This is a genomic window from Bacteroides sp. MSK.20.82 (assembly GCF_019052485.1).
In the GTDB taxonomy this organism is placed as follows: Bacteria; Bacteroidota; Bacteroidia; order Bacteroidales; family Bacteroidaceae; genus Bacteroides; species Bacteroides thetaiotaomicron.
Window position 1 is genome coordinate 20,954 of sequence record NZ_JAHQUN010000004.1, and the last position, 14,512, is coordinate 35,465.

General features: G+C 34.5%; 22 protein-coding genes and 6 tRNA genes. 3 read left to right on the forward strand and 25 right to left on the reverse strand.

Translation table 11 applies throughout. The features are described from left to right. Nucleotides 1–6 precede the first annotated feature (6 nt). The 13 genes from KTR07_RS05630 to KTR07_RS05690 form a co-directional block, all read right to left on the reverse strand. Nucleotides 7–228 (reverse strand): hypothetical protein, encoded by a 222-nt coding sequence (locus KTR07_RS05630; protein ID WP_109115744.1) that lies wholly within the window; start codon nucleotides 226–228, stop codon nucleotides 7–9. Nucleotides 229–555: 327 nt separating this feature from the next. Continuing rightward, nucleotides 556–628, reverse strand: a tRNA-Asp gene (locus KTR07_RS05635). A gap of 44 nt (nucleotides 629–672) precedes the next feature. Beyond that, nucleotides 673–1,194 carry a hypothetical protein gene (locus tag KTR07_RS05640; RefSeq protein WP_141409265.1) on the reverse strand — a complete coding sequence of 174 codons (522 nt, stop codon included), beginning with the start codon at nucleotides 1,192–1,194 and terminating at the stop codon, nucleotides 673–675. 44 nt (nucleotides 1,195–1,238) lie between these two features. After that, nucleotides 1,239–1,309 (reverse strand) — tRNA-Cys (locus tag KTR07_RS05645). Between the two features lie 83 nt (nucleotides 1,310–1,392). Continuing rightward, a tRNA-Asn gene (locus tag KTR07_RS05650) sits at nucleotides 1,393–1,464 on the reverse strand. 213 nt (nucleotides 1,465–1,677) lie between these two features. Next, nucleotides 1,678–1,749: transfer RNA gene (locus KTR07_RS05655), tRNA-Glu, on the reverse strand. A gap of 366 nt (nucleotides 1,750–2,115) precedes the next feature. Next, a complete protein-coding gene (locus KTR07_RS05660) occupies nucleotides 2,116–2,907 on the reverse strand; it encodes an SPFH domain-containing protein (protein ID WP_109115741.1) in 792 nt (263 codons plus the stop codon). 206 nt (nucleotides 2,908–3,113) lie between these two features. Next, nucleotides 3,114–3,199 (reverse strand) — tRNA-Leu (locus tag KTR07_RS05665). A 249-nt stretch (nucleotides 3,200–3,448) separates the two neighbouring features. Continuing rightward, nucleotides 3,449–3,522 (reverse strand) — tRNA-Met (locus KTR07_RS05670). A gap of 285 nt (nucleotides 3,523–3,807) precedes the next feature. Further along, a complete protein-coding gene (locus KTR07_RS05675) occupies nucleotides 3,808–4,206 on the reverse strand; it encodes a ribonuclease H (protein ID WP_008647689.1) in 399 nt (132 codons plus the stop codon). A gap of 202 nt (nucleotides 4,207–4,408) precedes the next feature. Then, on the reverse strand, nucleotides 4,409–4,936 hold the full coding sequence (locus KTR07_RS05680; RefSeq protein WP_008647695.1) for a hypothetical protein: 528 nt from the start codon (nucleotides 4,934–4,936) through the stop codon (nucleotides 4,409–4,411). Nucleotides 4,937–5,163: 227 nt separating this feature from the next. After that, entirely contained in the window at nucleotides 5,164–5,481 is a 318-nt protein-coding gene (locus KTR07_RS05685; RefSeq protein ID WP_109115739.1) for a DNA mismatch repair protein MutS, read from the reverse strand. Between the two features lie 362 nt (nucleotides 5,482–5,843). Continuing rightward, nucleotides 5,844–6,167: a hypothetical protein gene (locus KTR07_RS05690; protein ID WP_109115738.1), complete on the reverse strand. Its 324-nt coding sequence runs from the start codon at nucleotides 6,165–6,167 to the stop codon at nucleotides 5,844–5,846. 399 nt (nucleotides 6,168–6,566) lie between these two features. On the opposite strand from KTR07_RS05690, the gene KTR07_RS05695 reads away from it, so the two are divergent. Further along, nucleotides 6,567–6,740 (forward strand): hypothetical protein, encoded by a 174-nt coding sequence (locus KTR07_RS05695; RefSeq protein ID WP_153880776.1) that lies wholly within the window; start codon nucleotides 6,567–6,569, stop codon nucleotides 6,738–6,740. 862 nt (nucleotides 6,741–7,602) lie between these two features. Here KTR07_RS05695 and KTR07_RS05700 read toward each other — a convergent pair. After that, nucleotides 7,603–8,256, reverse strand: coding sequence for a hypothetical protein (locus KTR07_RS05700; protein ID WP_008768622.1), 654 nt, complete (start codon nucleotides 8,254–8,256; stop codon nucleotides 7,603–7,605). Between the two features lie 224 nt (nucleotides 8,257–8,480). Between KTR07_RS05700 and KTR07_RS05705 the strand changes: the two genes are divergently transcribed. Beyond that, the gene (locus KTR07_RS05705) at nucleotides 8,481–8,735 is read left to right on the forward strand and encodes a hypothetical protein (RefSeq protein ID WP_032555596.1); all 255 of its coding nucleotides are present in this window, start codon (nucleotides 8,481–8,483) and stop codon (nucleotides 8,733–8,735) included. Here KTR07_RS05705 and KTR07_RS05710 read toward each other — a convergent pair. Further along, a complete protein-coding gene (locus KTR07_RS05710; protein WP_008768621.1) occupies nucleotides 8,732–9,076 on the reverse strand; it encodes a hypothetical protein in 345 nt (114 codons plus the stop codon). The genes KTR07_RS05705 and KTR07_RS05710 overlap by 4 nt on opposite strands. A gap of 150 nt (nucleotides 9,077–9,226) precedes the next feature. Between KTR07_RS05710 and KTR07_RS05715 the strand changes: the two genes are divergently transcribed. Continuing rightward, nucleotides 9,227–9,475 (forward strand): hypothetical protein, encoded by a 249-nt coding sequence (locus tag KTR07_RS05715; RefSeq protein ID WP_032555595.1) that lies wholly within the window; start codon nucleotides 9,227–9,229, stop codon nucleotides 9,473–9,475. On the opposite strand, the gene KTR07_RS05720 is transcribed toward KTR07_RS05715, so the two are convergent. From KTR07_RS05720 to KTR07_RS05765, 10 genes are all read right to left on the reverse strand, one after another. Next, nucleotides 9,472–9,843, reverse strand: a complete 372-nt coding sequence (locus KTR07_RS05720; protein WP_032555593.1) for a hypothetical protein — start codon at nucleotides 9,841–9,843, stop codon at nucleotides 9,472–9,474. The two genes, KTR07_RS05715 and KTR07_RS05720, sit on opposite strands and share 4 nt — an antisense overlap. Nucleotides 9,844–10,226: 383 nt before the next feature. Continuing rightward, nucleotides 10,227–10,643, reverse strand: coding sequence for a helix-turn-helix domain-containing protein (locus KTR07_RS05725; protein WP_159062822.1), 417 nt, complete (start codon nucleotides 10,641–10,643; stop codon nucleotides 10,227–10,229). Between the two features lie 60 nt (nucleotides 10,644–10,703). Next, nucleotides 10,704–10,943: a hypothetical protein gene (locus KTR07_RS05730; RefSeq protein ID WP_008768620.1), complete on the reverse strand. Its 240-nt coding sequence runs from the start codon at nucleotides 10,941–10,943 to the stop codon at nucleotides 10,704–10,706. A 648-nt stretch (nucleotides 10,944–11,591) separates the two neighbouring features. Next, nucleotides 11,592–12,026 carry a hypothetical protein gene (locus KTR07_RS05735; RefSeq protein ID WP_141409269.1) on the reverse strand — a complete coding sequence of 145 codons (435 nt, stop codon included), beginning with the start codon at nucleotides 12,024–12,026 and terminating at the stop codon, nucleotides 11,592–11,594. A 7-nt stretch (nucleotides 12,027–12,033) separates the two neighbouring features. Next, a complete protein-coding gene (locus KTR07_RS05740; RefSeq protein ID WP_115484601.1) occupies nucleotides 12,034–12,213 on the reverse strand; it encodes a hypothetical protein in 180 nt (59 codons plus the stop codon). Between the two features lie 4 nt (nucleotides 12,214–12,217). After that, on the reverse strand, nucleotides 12,218–12,628 hold the full coding sequence (locus tag KTR07_RS05745; protein ID WP_008768618.1) for a hypothetical protein: 411 nt from the start codon (nucleotides 12,626–12,628) through the stop codon (nucleotides 12,218–12,220). A gap of 236 nt (nucleotides 12,629–12,864) precedes the next feature. Beyond that, nucleotides 12,865–13,002 carry a hypothetical protein gene (locus KTR07_RS05750; RefSeq protein ID WP_165360465.1) on the reverse strand — a complete coding sequence of 46 codons (138 nt, stop codon included), beginning with the start codon at nucleotides 13,000–13,002 and terminating at the stop codon, nucleotides 12,865–12,867. A gap of 240 nt (nucleotides 13,003–13,242) precedes the next feature. Then, entirely contained in the window at nucleotides 13,243–13,632 is a 390-nt protein-coding gene (locus KTR07_RS05755; protein WP_008768617.1) for a hypothetical protein, read from the reverse strand. Nucleotides 13,633–13,883: 251 nt separating this feature from the next. Further along, nucleotides 13,884–14,069, reverse strand: a complete 186-nt coding sequence (locus KTR07_RS05760) for a hypothetical protein (RefSeq protein WP_032555586.1) — start codon at nucleotides 14,067–14,069, stop codon at nucleotides 13,884–13,886. Nucleotides 14,070–14,088: 19 nt separating this feature from the next. After that, nucleotides 14,089–14,400, reverse strand: a complete 312-nt coding sequence (locus KTR07_RS05765; protein ID WP_032846348.1) for a hypothetical protein — start codon at nucleotides 14,398–14,400, stop codon at nucleotides 14,089–14,091. Nucleotides 14,401–14,512 lie beyond the last annotated feature (112 nt).

A 14,512-nucleotide genomic window follows, 5' to 3' on the forward strand; every position in this document is an offset into this window, starting at 1 on the left:
TGATGGTTATTTCTTATTAATCATACTTCTCACTATGATTGCAATTGCATGTACAAGCAATGAAATTGCAATAATGGCAAAATGAACAGCAACTCCTCCCCAAAGAGGTGAAGTTACCCACCACCATGACCAATTGATTACATTGCACAACTTTAATGTGATAAACACAATTGCCAGCAATCCTAAGAATCCGATTCCATTACCGGATGTTTTTGTTTGACTACTCATAATAATGCTTTTAGACGGACAATAAGAAGAAAAGCCGTATCTTTGCGGTTAAAACTGATTGAAATGAATCCGTTGATAACGGCTTTCCTTCAGATGTTTACTATAAATAGTTGTAATACAAACATTAACGCCAACTTTACAACCAACGTAAATGTTAATGTTAACTACGACATCAATCTGGACTTGACATTAGCAGTGTCAATTACTGCCAGTTTCGCGGTTTGTATTGCAAGCTACTTTATAGGCAAATGGATTGTCCGTAGATTTAACAATTGATTTATTTTTATCTTCCTCCATGCAGTAGTTGGCTGCATGGTTGTATTTTTGCAGTGCATACGAGAATCGAACTCGTGATCTCTACAGTGACAGTGTAGTGTTCTAACCACTGAACTAATGCACTATAATGTCATATCTCTTTTGATTCAACTTTACGAATAGCCGCTGTCATTTTGATTTCACAACCATATTAGCCCTATGGTTGTTATCTTTGGGGAGTAATTGCAACTCCCCATTACTTTGTTTACGTTTTCGATAATAATATTCTTTATTATAAGCTCTTAGATAGTCACGCCTATCTTGGTAAGTTCTTAGAGTGCCCTCTTCTTTTTGTTTGTAATAACGTTTTTTAGCACCTTCTCTATTCTTTTTTTTACGTAACTCGTCTCTTTTTCTCTTCTCATCTAAGATTTCTTTCTGGTGAGATAAAGAATAAAGCAATATACTAATCTTTGTATTCACAATACGTTGGTTCCGCTTTTTGACATATTGTGCTACTTGACCACTATTTACTTTATTACGGTAATACATCGCATTTCGGTATTTGTGACTATGATAAAAAGCATTGTTTTTTCTTTTTATTTCTTCTTTATGCTTTTGATAGTATTGTCTGGCATATTCTTTTAGCCTTTCTTTATGCTTCTGATAATATGCTCTATAGTATTCTTTCAATTTATTGGATACTGTCATATAAATCAATTTAAAATCGTGGAAAATTAATTGCATCCCATTTGAGGCCCATGCAGGAATCGAACCTGCGATCATGGTTTTGCAGACCATTGCCTTACCACTTGGCTAATGAACCAGAGAGCTGGAAGTTTCACAACTTCACAGCTTTGCGGAAAGAAAAATAAGCTAATCCAATAACAATCTTTTTAACCTTAAATGCGCTCTTAGATGGATTTGAACCACCGACCTGATGATTAACAGTCATCTGCTCTACCACTAAGCTATAAGAGCAAATGATGTCTTTATCTCCCTAACCGACCCATCCCCTTTCGGCGATGGTGGAGGAATCGAACACTCCCGTAAAGACATCTAACATACCGATTCTACCAACAGCTCGGTATCACACTCCCGGACCAACGATTCCGAACAGGGCTTAGTTTACTTGCATATTGACTTGTCTCAGCATAACCTGCATGTTCGTTCCCTTGTACTTCGGGCTTGTTGTACTCGGTAATGGAGTCGAACCATTCTTTTCTGCTCGAAAGGCAGATGTCCTTTCCGATAGACGAACCGAGCAAACAGCCGGATTTTTCACCGGCTTTTGGCTAAAAAGTTTTAACTTTGCAGCCGTAATGGAAATTTATTTGCTGTTGCTTGTCCTCCTTGTACGAGAAATTCGCGCTCTCGTAAAGGAAATCAAAAGACGATAAGCCGTCCGTAGGACGTAAAAACAACAATTGAGCTTTCTTGCCATTTGGAATGTGAAATACGATCGGTTCACAGGCATTCAAGCATTTTACATAATTTCCATCCAGAGGAATAAAGGGGGTGCAAAACATTTTTCCAAGATGTTTCTTAACAACCCATGCAGCCATCCCAGCGACACCAAAGTTGGAAACTGCATGGATCGTACCCCTCCTCTTTCCAATTTACTTACGGGCTTTAATTCGTCATCTTCAGAAATTCTGGAGTTACCCCATACAGCGGCGTTTTTCCGTCCCATTTGTCTATAAACTGTTTGTATAGAATTTCTTTAGTTAACCCTTTCGATGTGATAAGAGCCTGTTCGGTTTTTAATCTTTCCAGTTCGTTTTGCTTTTTCTGTTCCTCGATTTTCTGATCAATAACGGAAATATTAGTGTTGACCTCGTTTCTATTATCAATCTTTTCCCGGACTCTCTTACTAAACTCTAATTGAGCAGAAAACGATTTTAAATCTAACCCTCGTTCTTTAAACTCCGCCCTAACAATATCCTCTAGCTGCTTTTCAAAAGCTAAAGAGCCACCATCGGCCATAAGCGTATCTGTTTTATACTTCCGGCTTTCTTCTTTAATTAGGTCGTAAATACGCGGTTCCAAAATGTTATCCTCCAAGGACCTCATAAAGCCATCGCCATTACCTATATGCTTATTATCGAAAACAACATCAATCGCTTTGTCTTTAATTACTCTATATGAGTATAAAGGAGTAGCCTCAAATTCCGTATTGTCAGCAGCTTTCAGAGTAACTGCTCTCTGGAAACCTCCTCGCTGTTCAAACAACGGTACCTGGAACAACTCTGTCCCCCATTCCCATGTAGAAACCTTTCCGGACACAATCTTAAAATCATTTTTACCTTTTTTACCGTAATTCTCCATAAGGACACCGGCGTAGTTAGGAGCAACACGCTCACAAGATGAAAAAATCACTGTTGCCATAAGAGCAACCAACATAAACTTAATCTTCGTTTTCATGTTTTTTGATAATTAATTTAATGATGTTAATAAATGGATAGCAAACCCCAAAACATATAGCAATTCCCAACCAAGCGTCAACATGATTGAATACTCTATTGCCAATGAATAAGACCGCTATCATAAAAAAGAATTGTTCTATATACTTTTTCATCGCATATTAAGTTTGGTATATTTCAAAGAACTCTTATTGACTAATGTCATTGTGCCGCAAACAGGAGCCGAACCTGCACCGTCCTTTCGGACGAATGGATTTTAAGTCCATCGTGTCTACCAATTCCACCATTGCGGCATCATCTTATCAAGACTTAAAGAACAAAGAAAAAATCCGGATAAAGAATGAGTTTCGGGTTTTCATCTTCTCCAACTCTTTATTGTCTTTTCTCAATTTCTTAATGTCTGCCTTATTGGAAGACACGTGTGTTTTAGCTCTCGTATTCAACTCCACTAAGGACTGAACCAATTGTCTCAAATTGGCAATAATATTTGCCCTTTCAGATATGATTTGCTCTTTCATACTATAATTAATTTAATTAGTTAGTGGCGGAGAGCCGGACTCGAACCGGCGACCTCTTGGTTATGAGCCAAGCGAGCTACCAACTGCTCCATCCCGCTATGTAACGGCTATTTATGACTAAGTATCTCAACAGCCGTTAGTTGACAGAATTTTGAAAAACTGTCCTACTTTGAAAGATTCTTCTTACCTTTGCGAATATATGCCAATCGCATGGGTGCTGATTGCCTTTACAATGAGAAAATGCCTACGAATAAGAGTGGATTTCGATGTAGCCGCATCGTTAAAATCTATCGCTGACATTATCTGGGCTTTCAGAGGAAGAAAGACTTCCAACAAATGATGATTTGTATATCTCAATCCTCCAGTTCTCTTGCTGGAGGATTTTATTTGTTTCCAAAATCAGCAGGGGTCTCACCCCATTCTTTGTTGTTCCAGTGTCGGACTTCAATTGTATCAACATCCCATGCAAGAGTTTTAAGAAATATCTCGGCTTTCTGAAGTTCTTTGCATTTCTTCTTGGATGCTGTTTTTTTGTTTTGAAACCAAGCTATTGCTGTTATACTATCTGTATAGATAATTCTGGGAGAATAATCATTTTCTATGATATATTTTGCCGCTTCAACAACGCCTAAGAACTCACCAATATTCACCGTTTTATTACCCAGGTTCTGATAAAATATCCGCTTACCGGTCCGTAAATCTATCCCCTGAAACTCTGTTATTTTATTTTTCGTGGAATGAGCTGCGTCTGTAGCTATTCCCTCTACTGGAATTTCTATCATATTCTACCAATATTGAGCGGGTGTGGGAATAAGAGCCACAGTACCATTTATCATTACCGGTTTCATTTCTACTGTCGAATTAACCCAAAATTTACAAGGCCACTCTCCTTCTACTTTAGCAAGATTAACAGTGCTATAATACGAAGCGCGTCCTTGTGCTTTTATACAAGCCTTTTTTCTTTTTCTCGGCAGCTTAGGTTTTCTACTTTTTGAGAACTTTTTTTGCTGCGACATAATGACCATCGTTCTGGAATGCGGTTAATACAATGTTTGCTGACTTACAGAAATCATCAATTACCAGCAGTAGATTCTTGATGTCTTTACGTTTTGACAGTTCCTCTACAACCCCATCAATAGTACGAACAGAATCTTTGACACCATCCAGCGGATCGTATTTGATTGTCTTGTTTCCGAACTTTACTTCCACTAAATACACAGCATTCTTTACAACTGTAGAAGTAATCTTTGCATCAAAAGCATGTGGTTCCGCTGCTACAACGATGTATCCAGCCTTTTCATTTTTCATAGGAACCATTTGTACATCATAAAGCACATTCGGCTCAATAATTGGCTCTAGCTCATGTGTTACAATACATACTTTTTTAGGACCCTTTGCGTCTTCTCTAACGCCCTTAATGTAACCGGTTTTAGTATTGATAGAAACAAATCCTACCCATGACTCTGTACGGTCTGACTTAATAAATTTCAATTTTGTTTTTATCTTATCCATATTCCTATGATTTTTGTTTACATATAAAAGCCTCACCAACTATTTTGTTAAGATGGTGAGGCAAAGGTACGACTTTGTTTTAAATTATGACATCAATTTATTAATTATTTTATATTTAATCAACTGTTATACAATAGATTAGCTATATATAAAACTAAATATAATACTTAATATAATTGACTATATTACAGATATTTACAAAAATCACTATTAGTATATCGAAAATGTCAATAATCAGCTTCAATATCATCCAAAATTTGTTTCACTTTTGGTATTGCGAATACCCCATTTTCATCTCGATATTCTATAGTATTAACCGAGATACCAATCTGTACAAGGAACAACAAGGTGTTTTCAAGTTCATAATCCGGGAAACTACAGAATTTCACGCCTTCTTGCAGATGTACTGGGAGATTCAGTGCTGCCCCCAGTTGAATAGCATCATCTTCATAAGCCTCAAAATGAGATTGAATATGAAATAATACTAAACCATGTGCGTAGTCATTCTTATAGAACTTATACGCTTCAATGTACAGATTGTCCATAATTTATAATTTTATTTGTTTAGAAATACACTTATCGCATATACCATCGTTTCGCATGTATTTGACTTTCGATAACTGGAGTCCACATTGCCTACAATAATATACGCGCTTGGGTTTAACTTTTATCGCATATAAAATTTTACGTTTATTGACATCATATATACCAGAAAGTTTTTCAAGTATCTGGTTGTGTGTGAATTTGTTTGTTTTCATCAATTTCCAATAATCATATCGGATTAACTTATCTCTTGCTTCTTTCTGATTCAACAAGCCATTGTCTCTCAATACAATAATATAAGGATATGGAATATTGGTTATATCCGAAATCTTTTGAGCATACAAGTCATAAATCTGTGCATCACTCATTTCTTTATCACTATTTTAGTTTGAAGGATTATAGATTTGGAATCTTCAATATCGCGTATAAGATTAAATGAATCTTCCAATAGGGCCAACATAACACGATTACTTTCTTCGTGTGTCATACTTTCCCAGTCAATTTCTAATTGTTTAGCTATTTCTTTCGCTAACTCATAAAACTTATTTGTTTTCGGAATGTCTGTGACATCATATATTTCGTTTTGCTTTTGACCGAACAATAAACGGCTTAACTCATAATAACGAAAAAACGCCTCCAAAGTCTTCTTCTTATCTGGAGGCGCAATAGATAATTTGTTTTTTGTCATATTTATAAATGATTATATACGATTATCAACAATTTATGTAATTTTGCAACCAACATGGTAAGATTAGTCATGCTGGTTGCCCTTTTAGTAGCAAACCTTGTCGATGCACCTGGAATATCATGGATCAATTATACCACCCTGATTTATGATATTTTCTCAGCCGCCATCGCAAGGTTTGCAGGACTAACCAAAAGGAGTCAAAAAGACTCTGCAAATTGATGAATTTTATCTGTATGGCTGGAGAATATATCTCCGGCCTTTTTTAAGTAATAGTTGGAACTGGATGGAGTTAGTTTAGAAAACCAAGTGCATTTTTGGAAAATTAATTGGCTACAATTGTATTCAATTATCAATAAATAGCAGTATCTTTGCTGAAACGATTAATAAATATTTATCATTATGAGTATAGAAATTGGAGACAGTGTAAAAATTGTCAATGCTATTGATCCTATAAAGATGGTTGTTATAGATAAAATAGACAATGAACATTTAACCGCAGTGTACTGGAGTCATACCCAAGGAGCATATCTTACAATAACAGGAAATATAAATGCTTTCGTAAAAATCGACTAACAAGCCCATTGCTTTTTATAATAAAACATAGGAACACACAAAAAACGTATCTCGACAACAATATACGAAGAATCAGTGTCCCTATATTTTTTTGCTTCAATAATAGCTTTCATATAACAAAATTTTAGTCTATAACAATATCATATTAAATAGATACAATACCAGATACCAAAGTACTGATATTGACAACTACAGTTTTCTATAGAATAGGAAAGATGGAAAAAGAATGGTTGTTATTTTTAGTTATTACACCAGAATGACAAAATTCTTTTTTAACACCAATTTCGGAATTCCACAACTTATCGAATAAGCCGAAATTAAATAGTTACAAAAACTTATTATATGTATCAATAACAATTTCCAGTAACTCCATTGATTTCCCTAACGAGTCATACGCATCATTAATTACGTTATAACTTGCCTTTAACGTCTTTAGTTCACTCTCGGAATAAGGATATGTTATAACTTTAATTAAGTATAATGTTTTCTTAGCTTCAATGAGTTCAGAAATTGATTGTTTCTTGCGTTGGCATGTTTCATAATATTGTTGATACGCATCACCTAATTTGGAATTAAAATTTCGATTATAGAGGTCTAATTGAATTGCGATAGATTTGGTGTACACCTCGTTTGCAAACATTGTTATGTCGGAATTAAGTGTATTTAATTCATAAGTCAATTTAAGGTATGACAATTCATGTTCAAGAGAATCGACTCTCTGGACAAGTGTTTGTATTTCCTTTTGTGAATCATTAGATTGTGCATGGACTGAAGAAAAAGAAAGCACAAATACAAGAGAGCATAAAAATTTATTCATATAAATATGTGTGTTAAAAGTGTTTATAGCCAAAACTGTATGGTATTATATCGTGGACAACAACTCAAAATCTTCAATAGATATTTTGTCTATTGAGACAAGCCATTCAAGATAAGAAATATCATCTTTAATGTCACGAAACTTTTGTCCCTTATATTTCCCAAAATCAATTACTTGGTCTGCAATAGATATATCTTCCTGTTTTTCGACATCTGGATATAATTGTTTAAGTTCCTCAAAATCAACTTTGAAAAGCCTGTCTGTTTTTTCTAGCCAATGAAGATATTGATAATCTATCTTATAAATGTCACCAAAAGTTTTCCCCTTATATTTACCAAACATAAGTATTTCATCCGCTTTATGAATGGGAAATATTTCATTAAGCGATACACCGGGAACATCAATCAAAACCCATTCTCCACATCCAGCGCAAGGGATTTCTTCGTCTTTGATATTTGGATAACATTCCTGCCTATATGTATCATCAGGCTTACCATTTACAAAACACTTGCCATAAGCCTTACCATATTTGCCACGCGGCTTTACAGTTTCGACTAAGAAGGTTCTATCTTGATTTGGATCAATACGTCTTTCCTCGCTGGATGAACGTGCTAATCCTAACTCACATCGTTTAACCAAGAATGGAGTTCGTTTCCCTATATTGTAATAAATACTAAAAATATTATCGTGTGGGTACATAGCTTATTTTATTTTTATTATGAATTAATTACACAGACTGACATAATTAACAGGATTGTTCAATGTACAAAATCATTTCCAATTTGTCTGGTAAAGGTAATAATTTATTTTTTAATTACAAATTTGTTGCAGCATTTATTCTAATAGGATTAGCTTAGATAAGAAAAACAGAAAAATAGTTATGATATTGGTGTATTTTTGCAATCAAACCAATTGATGATACAATGAATACAAAAGAAAAGCAAGACCTCATTGAGTTATTAGTAAAATTTGTAACAAGAGCTTTTGGCCCTGAAGTAACCCCTTATGAAAAAGAGAGAATTTGGGTTGGGTGCCAAACATACGTTTCCACATGTCCGCAAGTTTTTTTTGAATCTTGCCGACATGGAATTCCTCAATATCATATTGATAAAGCGTTAGAATTATCTCAGAAAATGATTGATAACCCTAAAATAGCTGGAAATATAATAGAATTTTAGCGTTGGTCCATATAGGCTAGTCCAACAAGGTCCCAAACCTTATCTGCTAGATATACTTCTATCAGCCTTACTTCATTTGCTATATTCGCATCATTAAGGGGGTATTTCCCCTTACATGTTTGTTTTGCACGTAACCTTTCCAGAATGTCTGTATCAACAGTTACCTTGAAAAGTTTAGGAGCTTTTTTATTCTCTTCTTCTATTTGGGGAATAATTTCAGTAATAAAGTCAAAAGATGTCTTCTGATCATCCAATATGAACTCTACCAAACGGTCGGTATTGTGTAAGGCATATCTACTTTTTAATGCCAAAAATAATTTTGCATTTTTAGGTTCTTCCATATTCTTCCATATTCTTTATTATTTTCTATAGAATAGAATGAAAAAAGGGGAATGGTTATGTTATTGGATTTATTTTGAAAAATTTATTAACCACAATTGTGCTCAATTATCAATGATTTTATATATTTGTGATTAAAAACAATTGATACTATGAACATAAAAGAAAAAGAGCAAATTGAATTGTTAAGTAAAGTTATTGGAAGACGAATCAACCATGAAAACGACTCTTATATCGCAACACGTATTTGGGATGGGTGTTGCACCTATCTTTCTGCCAATAGACAACTTTTTTCAACTTTCAAGAACGGTATTCCCGAATATCATGTAGAAGAAGCTATAAAAGTTGTAATAATGTATATCAACGACCGACATAAACCTGCTTTCTATCCAGAAGACTAACGCACAGAAGAAGCCTGCATCGCAAAAGCAAGCACCTCTCCTGCAAAATTATTTATTACATTTAGAGCGTAATTTTTCCAATGTTCAGAAATTTGTACCCCATATTCCTCTTCCAATTTCTGAACATTGGAAGGATTAAATTCTATATTTATGAGTTTTGATAAATGCACGCACTTATCCTCGATTTCTGCCAGTACGTCATATACATTCTCAACTGTTGCTTTATCATCTAATACCAATTCCTGAATATTATCTGCTGCCCATATAACGGGGTATCTTTTATGCAACGCCAATGAAAGTTTTCTTTCTAAAGAAGTTGAATGTATATCTATATTGTTACTTTCGTTTGTATGCAACTCTTTTTCCATACTATCTTCTTAAAATTGTTTTCTATAGAATAGAAAAAAAAGAAGAAATACGGTTATGAAAAAGGTATTGAAATCATAAATAATATGCCAGCTCTTATTACCAGACAATCATCTTTTAGTTCTAAAAAACGATATACCCAAAGCATAAATAACGACACCAATTACCCCAATAGCTAAGAAAAACTTATACAGTAATTCATAATGTTCGTCATACATATACAAAAGGAAAAAAGTAAATACAGACACTAATAACATACATGTACTATATCTTTTCCACGAAATACGTTGACTTTTTTCTTTTTTTAAAGACAACCCACATATAACAGCAATGCAAGGTGTTACTATAATCCAAATAATAACACAAATAAACGCAACCATAGCAATTATTGTTTTTCGATATTAATTGTATATCCCAGAACATCTACTGTTTTAAGTAATGTATCTATACTAATAGTAGTTGTTTTTCTCTCAATATTCGCAATTGTAAGGTGAGAATACCCTGCTTTTTCAGCCAAAGCTCTCTGTGAAATTGCTTTTTCTTTACGAATTAATGCTAATATACTTCCTAATTCTTGTGCATCATTTGTACGATATGAATGTTGGCCGTTCTCAATTACAAGAATATGCTGTAGTGCTTTAATATACGACATCATATTCCCCATTTCAAAATTGTTACTTCCTTTTTCTAAACGATATATAGCAGTAGGCATAACCCCCATTTGAAAACAAATATCTTTCATTTTAATGGTAGACTGCTTTCGTATATCTGCAATTATTTGGCAAAATTCTTGTCTATTCATGTTCTTATAGTTAATAATACAACAAAAATAAGCAATGTATTTGATATACACAAATAATACCTATTTTTTCTTTATAATTTTCTCCTCCACAAACCCAACGACCTTATCTATCTTGCTTATACAGTCCTCCATCAAGCCGATATAGTCCTGCATCTTTTCTCCTCTAGAAGACATTTGTAAGCCATCTGGGAGAGAATCGTAAGAGTCTTGTTCTTCATTTAAGATGTCCTCCACTTCTCCCTTCGCTTCTTCCAGGGAACTAATAACATCGTTGAATCTACCTTTCCTTTCTTTGTTCATTTATTTAAATACGATTATATTCGATTATACACATTATTATTAAATTTGTAGCCAACTATGATAATGAATATCATGTTGGCTACTCTTTTAATGGCAAATTCCGTTGATTACCAAGAGGTAAGGGTTGCTATTGTTCTGTATGCTATTGCCCAAGTATTACGACAATCAGCAGCCTTAATCAAGGCTATCACAAAATTTGCACGGGTGGTCAAGCGAGGCAAGACCTCTTACAATTGATTATTTTTATCTTAGCTGGAGTGCGGAATATCGCACTCCTTTTTATTTAGTTTCACACATGCTAATTTTATTCATATTCTCTATCAAAAAATTAAATGTTGTATATTTGTAACCCCTTTCAGCATCTTTGATATATAAACCAAATCAGAGGGCAAACTTAGGGTTAAGAAATATGTTTAACATATTTAATAGACAACCTCATTCTTTTTAGAACTGTTAGAATGAGGCTCTGTCTCAAAACTGCAAAACAGTCCAGTGTTGTGGCGATAAACCTGTGCATGTTCGTTCCTATTACAGATTTCGGTTTGGTAAATGGGAACACGTGACAGAACATTGCAGAAGACTACCGTGTCATTATCGCTAAAAGACTAGTCTTTCCGAGGATACGTGACAGGTATCCTCGTTTCTTTTTTAATCTGTATTAGACAAATATTCTTTACTAAAATACCCTTTTGCAATAAGCCACTTAATCATAGACACACAACTGTCAAAAGGGCTGTTCTCGATATGGGTACCGGCAAAACAATCTACGGTATATCTACATACGGAGAAGTTATATCCAGCCTCATACTTAATCAATTCTGGATGGTGAAGAACATTTGGTTTGTCGCAAGGAATCTCATAAGGAAGCAGTTCAAGTAACCGGACCAAGCTCCATGCTGGAATGTCATTGTTGTCTATGTTTTCCAGTGATGGTGGACACAATTGTAGTTCCCATTCCAATGAATCAGTGCTTGATTTTGTACAGCGATATACCAAATCTGCTGTTTCAGGTTTTACACCTAGCTCTATTAATTGTTGCGACTGCTCTATGCTTGTTGCAACTTGTGTTGTAAACTGTGCCATATCGTTATCATTTTTTCATTAGTTCTTCTTCAAATTCGGCAATGATACAGTCTGCATCACCACCATGTACCCAATTCTCTAAAACAGAAGCCAGAATTTCTATAGCTCTTTTCTTGGCATCTTCTTCACCTTGCTTGTAGGTATCCATGCCTATTCGATCTATGTCTCCTAAAAAATCATAACTCATTTCTCTAAACAGATTTAAAATGTTCTATAAGCTCTTTCACCGTTGCCTTATGACTACAATGGAACCATGCCGCCTGTACACTATCTTTAATATTTTCTCGTGCATAATTGATGTCATCGTCATCGCATATAAACCAAATATTTTCAGGAGGATATACAAACCATTGTGAATCGTCAGTATCGTCTCTCAATGCGGCTATGGCAAGGAACAAAGCCTCATTAGTTCCGCAATGAATATACCCATTACATTGTTCAGGAGGATATGGAACATCAATTCCAAACATCTCATCATTGTCTGTCGCTAAAAAATCATCGTTTATATACCTTTCATATCCTATTTTATACCCTAAACGAACTAACTTATCTCGAAGCTCCGGTGTGTTTTTGAGTATAAACACAGGTGTTGTAAATCCCATAGTTAATCCTCCGTTTCTATCTTTACTTTGGCACGTATTACAAATATTCCACTACATGAATTAAAAACATCGCATGGATCTGAATACAACCTATCACCTAAATAAGTACCACACTCATTCTTTAAAGAACACTCTAAACAAGGGGATTCGCTCGGTATGACAAACTCATGCAAAACTCCATTAATTATTATTCCATTATTTACTTCCATAATCATTTCTTTCTTCTATGTGTTTTCTTATTTTTGTTTTTCTTTCAATTCTTCAATCATCCGTTCAAGGCGATTGTATTCATCTCTCCCAGCTTTATAAGACTGGTCAATGCAATCACGACAGAATTCCAGACGTTTAATTTGTTGTTCCAATGTTTCGTTCATATTTCTTATTATTATATTTTATTCCAGAGGACAATCACTGGGAATATCAACTTCGTCACTTTCGTAGGGTCGAAGTGCAGCGGCTACTGTCCTTTTTTATTTTTCACAGAAGAGTTTTACGTCATCGTCACAAAACCAATCATACGGTTCTGGGTCTGGAAGAATTGTACAATGCGGACATTGTGTACATTTCTCGATTTCATTAACTATTGTTTTACCCATATTGTATATCAACTTTAATTAAACCAATGTTTTCAATATTCCAATCGCTTTTGCTATACTCAAAACTTCCTTCTTTGTTTTTACGGAAGCTGGAATAATTGTCCCATTTGCAGACTTAGAATAGGTCTTGCCACGACATAATTCATAATCGTAACCCATTACTTGTTTCTTACGAGAGAAACCTATACATCCATATTGCAGCGTCCATTCAGAACCACCTCCAAACGGCATATAGTTACCTTTATCATCAGACCACGAATTTTGATGACGTCTTGCATGAAAATAACGAGTACCAGGTTGATTATACAATAGCACTTCGTATGCACTATTAATTGAACGATTATGTAAATTCAATCGTTCGCAATTTAATCGTTGTTGAGTATCAATCGGTAAATCACAGAATTTCATATTTATTCTTATCTGAGTGTTGGTTTCTCGGATGTAATATTAGGCAGAAGAGAGTCGACCTTATTAGCAATTCTACAATTCCATTCTTGTTCTACATTTGATATAGCTTCCATTATCTTACCGAAAAGGCAAACTGGAATTTCATCGCAGCAGGGGTCTATAAAAGAAACACATCCTTTTTCATCTATCTTATACCGTATTAAAAGCTGTTTACGGTCATCTGTAAATCTCTTTTTACTCATTTCCGATATTTAATAAGTTAAATTTCCATCTTTACTAATAGTAATCACCCCGCTCGTTACCCCAACAAAATAATACTCGGCCTTTGAGATGATGCCTTTGTTTTTCTCCAACATGTGTTCTGCTTCTATTTTATCAAAAGCGGTAACTAAGCAAAGTGTATTATCAATGCATAGTCTAAAAATAAATGTTCCCATATTTATTACTATCTTTTTATTAGTTAATTTTCACCCAGATACGAGAACCTGGTAAATCTGATTTAGCTGACATAACATGAAATGCTAATACTTTTTTCACATCTACGCGGTTCCCTTTGATTGTTCTTTTAACTTTTTCAGCACTCACAAAATAAGTGTATTCACGTTCACCATTTAGATGTTTGTTAAGAGCTTCTTTTGCGTCAGATTCCTCTTTAAAAACATCATAAGAATATGCGTTATAGGTCCGTTCTCCATCCAATTTAAATTGTAGCTGATAAAAGACTTCATTTGTTTCTTTATCAAAAGATTTTCCTATTCTTATCTTCATTTCTATACATTTATTAGTTAAAGAGCACACCCTAATAAAAATAAAGTGTCGAATTTTAAAATTATTGCTGAAATGGATGCGCCCTTTGTTTTTTATTACTACTTTTACAACT